Source organism: Streptomyces sp. NPDC006544 (assembly GCF_040611715.1).
GTDB lineage: Bacteria > Actinomycetota > Actinomycetes > Streptomycetales > Streptomycetaceae > Streptomyces.
The window spans coordinates 1-7,062 of sequence record NZ_JBEXOV010000184.1 but is presented as its reverse complement, the minus strand read 5'-3'; the positions used below and the strand labels follow the sequence as shown (position 1 = coordinate 7,062).

Here is a 7,062-nt window from a genome sequence, read left to right as displayed (position 1 = left end):
TCTTGGTCGATAACCCGTCTACCAGGAGTTTCATCGTTACGTACAGCCCGTTGACCCCCAACAGCTCGGCATCGCGGTCAGGTTGAAAAAGGCTCCGTGTTCACCGCGGCCGCGGTGAAGTCACGTCCAATCAGATCCGGCGCCTTCGGCGCCGCCTGGTCCGCGGCGGTGGTCCCCGATCGCCTACGAGAACGACTCCCAACCAACAGCAACTACCCTGGCCCAAGCCGCATAGACGTGTTCAAAATCCGGGGTCAAGGCCCTTGTCCACCTGACCCAGCCGCCCGCCGGCTCACTGCTGACCTGCCTCGGCTGGTGGAGGGTCAGTGACCGGCGCCAGCCTTGACCGCTTTCGTGGCGAAGTAGCCGGAGAGCCAGCCGGCGGTGGCCTCCGAGTGGTGCGGTGCCTCGGCGAAGCCGGTGATGGCGAAGCCCGCCGCGATCTGCCCGCCGAGCTGCTCGGTTAGCGTGTGGCTGTACTCCACCGGCGCGTGGAGGCCCCACAGCCGTTCCCGCTCGGAGGGCTCCAGGTGGGTGAGGTCGCTGTAGGGCAGGCGGTGGCGCACCACCAGCTCGCCGCGCGCCTCCAACGACTCGGCGTCGAAGAGGTAGACGTCCGGGTTGAGGAAGCCGGACAGCAGCGTCCCGCCGGGGCGCAGCACACGGTGGCACTCGCGCCAGACCGGCGCCAGCTCCGGGATGAACAGGTTGGAGACCGGGTGGACGACAAGGTCGAACGAGGCGTCTGGGAACGGGCTCAGGTCGCGCGCGTCACCGAGCACGGTGCGTAGGTCGAGCCCCTCCCGCGCCGCGACCATCTCGTCCTGCGCCAGCTGGCGGGGCGAGTTATCGAAGACGGTCACCCGCGCGCCCGCCGCTGCCAGCACCGGACCCTGCTGCCCGCCGCCGGAGGCGAGGCAGAGCACGTCGCGACCGGCGATCTCTGGCGGGAACCAGGTCGGGTCGACCGGCTCGTACCCGATCAGGACGATGGACCACTGGCCGGCCCGCGCCTTCGCGATCACCTCGGGGCCGACCGGGCGTGACCACTCGTTGCCCTCCTCCACCTCGCGGTCCCAGGCGAGGCGGTTGTGCGCGACGGGGTCAACGGGAGTGTGGCTCATACTCCGTACCCTAATTGCGTATCGTCGGCGGTGGGAGCGACCGTATCCAGCGGCGTCCTCCGCCCGTCGCGGTGACCGGGTTCCCTGTCGCGTAGCCCGCAGTCGCCAGCCGGGTGGCGAAGAGGTGCATGTGGTAGTTCCTCCAGCCCATCGCGGTCTGGATCGCCAGGTGCAGACGGGCGAGTTTGAGGTCGGCCGGGACCTGCAGCCGTCGCCAGATCGGCGGGTGGATGTCGGCCAGGGTGACCTTGATCTGCAGGACGGAGTCAGCGGGCATGGCACTCTTCCCTCGCGGCGGCGGCCTCGTCCCCGCGAGGGCGGGTCGACCGTCGTAGTTCCAGCGCCGCCAGACAGTCATCCCGTACATGGGCCGGTTGCGCTGCTCCCAGTCCTGCACGTCAGCCACCATCCATCCCTCCCACAGGCGGGCTTACTGCCGATCCCCTGGGAGGCTAACCGCCCCCGTGCAGGCTGCGGGAGCCTGGCCCTGGTGTCCGGGGTGGCCGAAGTGGCGAGTACGGTCGAGTCGTCTGCTGTCATCGCACCTCTTTCTGGAACGCGTGGAGGGGCCCGGGAGCATGTGGCTCCCGGGCCCCGAAGGAACTGCTACACCATCTGCCGGCCCTGGAACTGCGCCGGCCTTCTGTTCCGCCCGCCGGCCTTACTGCTGCCGGGGGTGCGGGGATCGCGGTTGCTTGACCGGAGACCACCTCACTGACGATGTCCTGCGGTACCCGGACTCAACATTCCGTCCGGGCGATCCTGATGATGCTTCGGCCCCTCCGTTCTATCCCTCTTGATCAACTATCTCTTACAGGGGGGACTGCGAACTACTGCAACGCGGTACTGCTTCTATTGCTGAACTGCGAACCACCTGTACTGCTTGTGACCTGTACGAGCGTCACCTCCGGCAGCCAGCCCCGTTGCCCATCGTGCATCTGCTCTGGCTTAGAACCCCACTGCCGGACCTCCCGGTGCGCGCGCCCGCAGCCGACGCCTTCACCGAGGTGCTGCTCCACTGACTTCACTGCTGGGTACTGCTCTACCGCGGGTACTGCGTACTGCACTTACGGGTACTGCCCACCTGCGTTAACCGCGGTACTGCTTCATGGCGGCCCCTGATGAATGCGGGCCACCCGGTCCGGTCGTCAGTCCCGTCGCCGTCCTGCAACCACTCTGGCTTCGACACTCCACCACCGCACCGTCCTACGCACTGCACTTACTCGTACTACGGGTACTGCTGCCCGGCAGTTCGTCTCTGCCAGGCCCTGCGGTCTCTCTGCGTTACGAGAGAAACCATAACCACAGCACCGCCATATGTCTACTCCGGCCAACATAGATTTTTGGGAGCGCGGTGGAGAGATAATCACCCCCCGTAACGTCGGCTCCCTCCCAGCGGGGTGTCGGCACTTCCGCGAACACTCCCGCCAACCCAACCCAACCCAACCCAGCCGCCAGGTGCTCCGTCCGGCGGACCCGGCAACGAAAAAAGTCACGGCCCGGCCTACGCCGGACCGCATGGCACGGCGCAGGACTTACCGCGAGGCGGCAAGACGGCGCACCGCCGTGCTCGTGAGTTCGGCCGTGGACCAGGCCCGGCCGGAGCGGACCAGCAGCCCGCCGCGCTCGAGCTGGGCCAGCTGGAACGCGACGCTGCTCGAGCTGGTGAGTCCCACAGCCGAGCCGATCTCGCGGACCGACAGGCCTGCCCCGTGGGCGGTGGTATGGGCGGCGATCGCTTCGAGGATCCGCAGCCGGCGCTCGGTCAGCCGGATCACGCCGCCCACACCCAGCGGCCTGCGCGGGCCTGGCGCAGCAGCTCCATCCGGCCCGCCGGGGAACGGCCGGGGACAGCCCAGTACGGGTGCGCGGCCAGGGCGCGGGAAAGGTGCAGGAGCTCGCGGCGCAGCGCGGTAGGGCTCTGTGTGGGGTGAGGGGGGCGAGGGCTTCATAGGTGCGGTTCCAAGCGAGCTGGGTCCGGATCAGATCGGGGGAAACTGCTGGTGGCGCATATTTCATTAACACGTATGTTCGAATTTTAGAGGCACGCCTCGGAGGTTTCCGGAAGGACGTGGCGTGGGGCGGTAGGCGACGCGCACCCTCCGGTCCGCCCCCGCGCCGCCGACCCCGGGTCGACCACGATGGAGCTTCTCGACTCCCTCGGCCTCGTCTCCGCCACAGCCGCCAGCGGTGTCTTCACCCTCCTACCCCTCGGACTGCGGGTTCACGACCGCCTGTCCTCCATCGCCCGCCGCGCGTTCGAGGAACGCGGCGCCCACACGGTCTCCTTCCCCACCCTGCAGAGCAGCAGGCTGTGGAAGGAGACCGGGCGCTGGGATGCCTACCAGCGGGAGGGAGCTCTCCTGACCTCCCGGAGCCGCAGCGGCGAGGACTTGTGTCTGGCGCCGACCTCCGAGGAGATCGCCACCGCCACGGTCCGCGACCGCCTGCGGTCCTTCCGGGACCTGCCCGCCCGCCTCTTCCTCAGCACCACCAAGTTCCGCGATGAGCTCTCCCCCCGCGGTGGCCTCATGCGCTCCCGCGAGTTCACGATGGCCGACTGCTACACCTTCGACACCAGCCCCGAGGCCATGCGGGCCTCCACCGGCTTCCTCAACGACGCGTGCGCGGCCGCCCTCACCGGCATGGGCCTGACCGGCACGTTCCAAGCCCCCGCCGACGGGGGCAGCATCTCCGCCGGCGCCAGTACCGAGCACCTCCTCCTGGGCGACAGCGGGCAGAGCACCCTCCTGGCCTGCGGGCACTGCGGCAACCGCGGAGACGCCGCCCTCCTCAGCTCCGAGCCCACACCCCACACGGGGGAACCCGTCGTCAACGTCATCGTCTTCGCCGCGACCGGCCCCGACGGCAGACGCCAGCCCACCGCCGTAGCCATCCGCTCCGACCTCCAGGTCAGCGCCCGCAAACTCGCCGAAGCCACCGGCGCCACCCACGTCACCCTCCTGGACCCCGACCTACTTCCGGAGCTGTACGGCACCCCGGCCGGCACCCTCACCCCCTGGACCGCCGCCCAGGCCGCCGGCACAGTCCTCCTCTTCGACACCTCCGTCAGCGCCCTGGAGAAGTTCGCCATCTCCGATGGGGCCGACGGACTGCGCACCAGCATGTCCTGGGACGGCGGGCGCGGCCTGCTGGCCCTCACACCCTCGGGCACCGACCTCCACCAGGCCACGCCCGGCTCCACCTGCCTGCGCTGCCACCAGGGCCACTACAGCGACACCCACGCCGTCGAAGTCGCCCACGTCTTCGAACTCGGCCGCCAGTACTCCACCCCCATGAACCTAAGGTTCACGGACGAACACGGCGCCGCCCAGACACCTTGGATGGCCTGCTCCGGCATCGGCCTCACCCGCTGCCTCCAGACCACCGCCGAACTCCACCGAGACCACCACGGCCTCCGCTGGAAGGCCGGCACCGGACCCGCCGACCTGCACCTCACCGTCCTGCGCGCCGACCTCCCCGCCATGCGCGAACGCACCGACCACCTCGTCCGACAGCTTCGAAACCGTGGAATTACCTTGCTCATCGACGACCGGACCCTGCCCGCCGGCGACAAGCTCCGCTACGCCCGCCTCCTGGGCCTGCCGCACCACGCCGTCATCTCCCCCCGCCACAACAACGACGAAGTCGAGATCACCAACCGCTGGACCGGTCGCACCACAACCACCGACCCCAGCCACATTCCCCGAATTTTCAGCACACGCCAATAGATCAAACAGGCCACTAAAGCGCACGCGGCGCCGCTCGAGTTACGATTTCGAGCGGCGTCAATTCAGCTGTCTCGAATTATAGAGATCTCCTGACATTCGCGCCGGTCAATTACCATCTCGCCATTGACGTGCCGCGACAGCCAGCCATATAGTCGCCATCGCTGCAACTCAAACGGGTCGTAGCTCAACTGGTGGAGCACGGCAAAAGCGTTGCCGAGGAACTGGTTCGAATCCAGTCGACCCGACCAGACACACAAATTTAATTCTGCCGGTGGGTGCGGCTGCAGCGCGCCGCAGAGAACTCGAATGGAACTCCTGTGAAGATCGCTATCACCGGCGGCGCGAGCGCCGGCCACGTCGTCCCCGCCCTGGCCGTGGCCGACCAGCTCGCCGCCTCCGGCGCCCAGCTCGTGTTCATCGGCCGCAGCGGCAGCATCGAAAGCGAGTACGCCGAGCGCGCCAGCCTTCCCTTCCGGGCAGTGCCCGCCGCCGGACTGAAACGCCACCGCTCGTGGAGCAACCTCCTCATGCCCCTCACCGTCGCACGCGGGGTGGCCGCCGCCTGGCGCGTGATGCGCTCGGAGCGCCCCGACGCCCTTTTCTCCAAGGGCTCGTACGTATCGGTCCCGGTCGGCGTGGCCGCCTGGCTGTGCAAGGTCCCCATCGTGATCCACGAGTCCGACCGCTCCCTCGGCCTCGCCAACCTCATCCTCGCGCGCCTCGCCGACACCGTCTGCTTCAGCACGACGCCGGCCCCCCAAACCCCGCGCTGGCTCTCCGCCAAAGCAGCGATCACCGGCCTCCCGCTCCGATCCGACCTCACCACGGCAGACCCCGCTGGCCTCCGCAACCGCCTCGGGGTACCCGAGAGCACCCAGGTGCTGCTCGTCTTCTGCGGCAGCAGCGGATCCCAACGCGTCAACAAGGCCATCCGCGCCCAACTCGACGCCCTGTGCGGCCGGTACGCGGTCCTGCACGTCTGCGGCAAGGGCAACCTAGACCCCACCCTCGAAGGACGGACCGGGTACTGGCAGGTCGAATACCTGCACCAGGACATGAACGACGCCCTGCACCTGGCCGATACCGTCATCGGTCGCGCCGGCGCAACCACCCTCGCCGAAATCGAAGCCCTCGCCATCCCGGCCGTGCTCGTGCCGCTGCCCACGTCCGTCAGCCGAGGCGACCAGATCGAAAACGCCGCCGCGTACGCCGAACGGAATCCGAGCCGTTGCGTCGTCGTAGCCGACGAAGCCCTGGCCGACGGCAAGCCTCTCGTACAGGCCTGCGGCAAGCTCCGGGAAACCCCGCGTGAGCCGGATCCGGGGCCGACGGCACGCCACGCCCGCGAAGCTGCTTCCACGGTTGCCCGGCTAACCCTGGCTGCCGCAAGGCCAGCCGCTGTACGGCGCTGAGGTCAGCGGTCGTGGTGGCCGTACATGCCGAGGATCTCCCTCGCGCTCTCCCCGCGGTAGTACACGTGCCAGTGCATGTGCTTCGACTCCTGGTAGAGCCCTAGGTTCGTGTTGACGGAACACGAACCGTGCTCCTTCTCCACCATGGCCGCGACTTCACGGACCACCTCGACCACTTCGTGAACCAAGCCGAGGTCCGCATCGCCGAGGTCCGTGAGCGAGGGGACATGCTCCTTCGGAATCACCACGATGTGCACCGGATACGACGGGTTGGTGTGGTGGAAGGCGAGGACTCGCTCCGTCTCGACCACCGGCTGGATTTCCACCCGCCCGCTTAGGGCCTGGTTGCAGTAGAAGTCGCTCACCGGCGATTCGGTCTTCACAGTGCGTCACCTTTGTTGTCAGGGGGCGATTGGGCGTCAGAATACAGGCTCGGAAAGGCCCCCTCGCTCACTTCACCGTGGCCGCCTAGCTCTACATGCATCGGATAGGGGAGCGGCGGGAGCCGTTCATCCCGACCGAAGCCGTACTCCCGTCAACGCATTGCCGACCGCGGCGTCATTCCGCACCCTGACAGCTCACTTTCCCTCAAGCAGAACCATTTCCGAGCAATACCCCAAATGGGTGAGCGGGCGAATGGGAGACCCAACGCCGCGCCCGCTCGGGCGAGCAGTCAACTCCACAGGCAGGGCTGATTCATTGAGCCTTTTCCAACCTCAGGTTGAGGCGTGGTGAAGGACGAGGACGGCCTTCACGATGTTGGTGATCCGGTTGGGGCTGCAGCGGAGCTTCCGC

General features: G+C 67.9%; 5 protein-coding genes, 1 tRNA gene and 1 pseudogene. 3 read left to right on the top strand and 4 right to left on the bottom strand.

Translation table 11 applies throughout. The annotated features are described in order from the left end of the window. Positions 1-323: 323 nt before the first annotated feature. From ABZY44_RS37135 to ABZY44_RS37125, 3 genes and pseudogenes are all read right to left on the bottom strand, one after another. The gene (locus ABZY44_RS37135; protein ID WP_356661888.1) at positions 324-1,124 is read right to left on the bottom strand and encodes a class I SAM-dependent methyltransferase; all 801 of its coding nucleotides are present in this window, start codon (positions 1,122-1,124) and stop codon (positions 324-326) included. 10 nt (positions 1,125-1,134) lie between these two features. Continuing rightward, complete coding sequence (locus ABZY44_RS37130) at positions 1,135-1,401, bottom strand: plasmid pRiA4b ORF-3 family protein (RefSeq protein ID WP_356661886.1); 267 nt, start codon at positions 1,399-1,401, stop codon at positions 1,135-1,137. A gap of 1,327 nt (positions 1,402-2,728) precedes the next feature. Further along, positions 2,729-3,076: pseudogene (locus tag ABZY44_RS37125) on the bottom strand (hypothetical protein); the annotation flags it as partial. Between the two features lie 189 nt (positions 3,077-3,265). Between ABZY44_RS37125 and ABZY44_RS37120 the strand changes: the two are divergent. The 3 genes from ABZY44_RS37120 to ABZY44_RS37110 all read left to right on the top strand — a co-directional run bounded on the left by ABZY44_RS37120 (position 3,266) and on the right by ABZY44_RS37110 (position 6,267). Beyond that, positions 3,266-4,855: an aminoacyl--tRNA ligase-related protein gene (locus ABZY44_RS37120; protein WP_356661884.1), complete on the top strand. Its 1,590-nt coding sequence runs from the start codon at positions 3,266-3,268 to the stop codon at positions 4,853-4,855. A 173-nt stretch (positions 4,856-5,028) separates the two neighbouring features. Beyond that, positions 5,029-5,103 (top strand) — tRNA-Ala (locus ABZY44_RS37115). A gap of 69 nt (positions 5,104-5,172) precedes the next feature. Beyond that, a complete protein-coding gene (locus tag ABZY44_RS37110; protein WP_356661882.1) occupies positions 5,173-6,267 on the top strand; it encodes a UDP-N-acetylglucosamine--N-acetylmuramyl-(pentapeptide) pyrophosphoryl-undecaprenol N-acetylglucosamine transferase in 1,095 nt (364 codons plus the stop codon). Positions 6,268-6,269: 2 nt separating this feature from the next. Here ABZY44_RS37110 and ABZY44_RS37105 read toward each other — a convergent pair whose 3' ends face one another. Beyond that, complete coding sequence (locus ABZY44_RS37105) at positions 6,270-6,650, bottom strand: HIT domain-containing protein (protein WP_356661880.1); 381 nt, start codon at positions 6,648-6,650, stop codon at positions 6,270-6,272. Positions 6,651-7,062: the final 412 nt, after the last annotated feature.

Bases quoted from the DNA above. Each gene is read 5' to 3' on its own strand.
- ABZY44_RS37135 (WP_356661888.1), bottom strand. From the start codon at position 1,124: ATGAGCCACACTCCCGTTGACCCCGTCGCGCACAACCGCCTCGCCTGG.
- ABZY44_RS37130 (WP_356661886.1), bottom strand. From the start codon at position 1,401: ATGCCCGCTGACTCCGTCCTGCAGATCAAGGTCACCCTGGCCGACATC.
- ABZY44_RS37120 (WP_356661884.1), top strand. From the start codon at position 3,266: ATGGAGCTTCTCGACTCCCTCGGCCTCGTCTCCGCCACAGCCGCCAGC.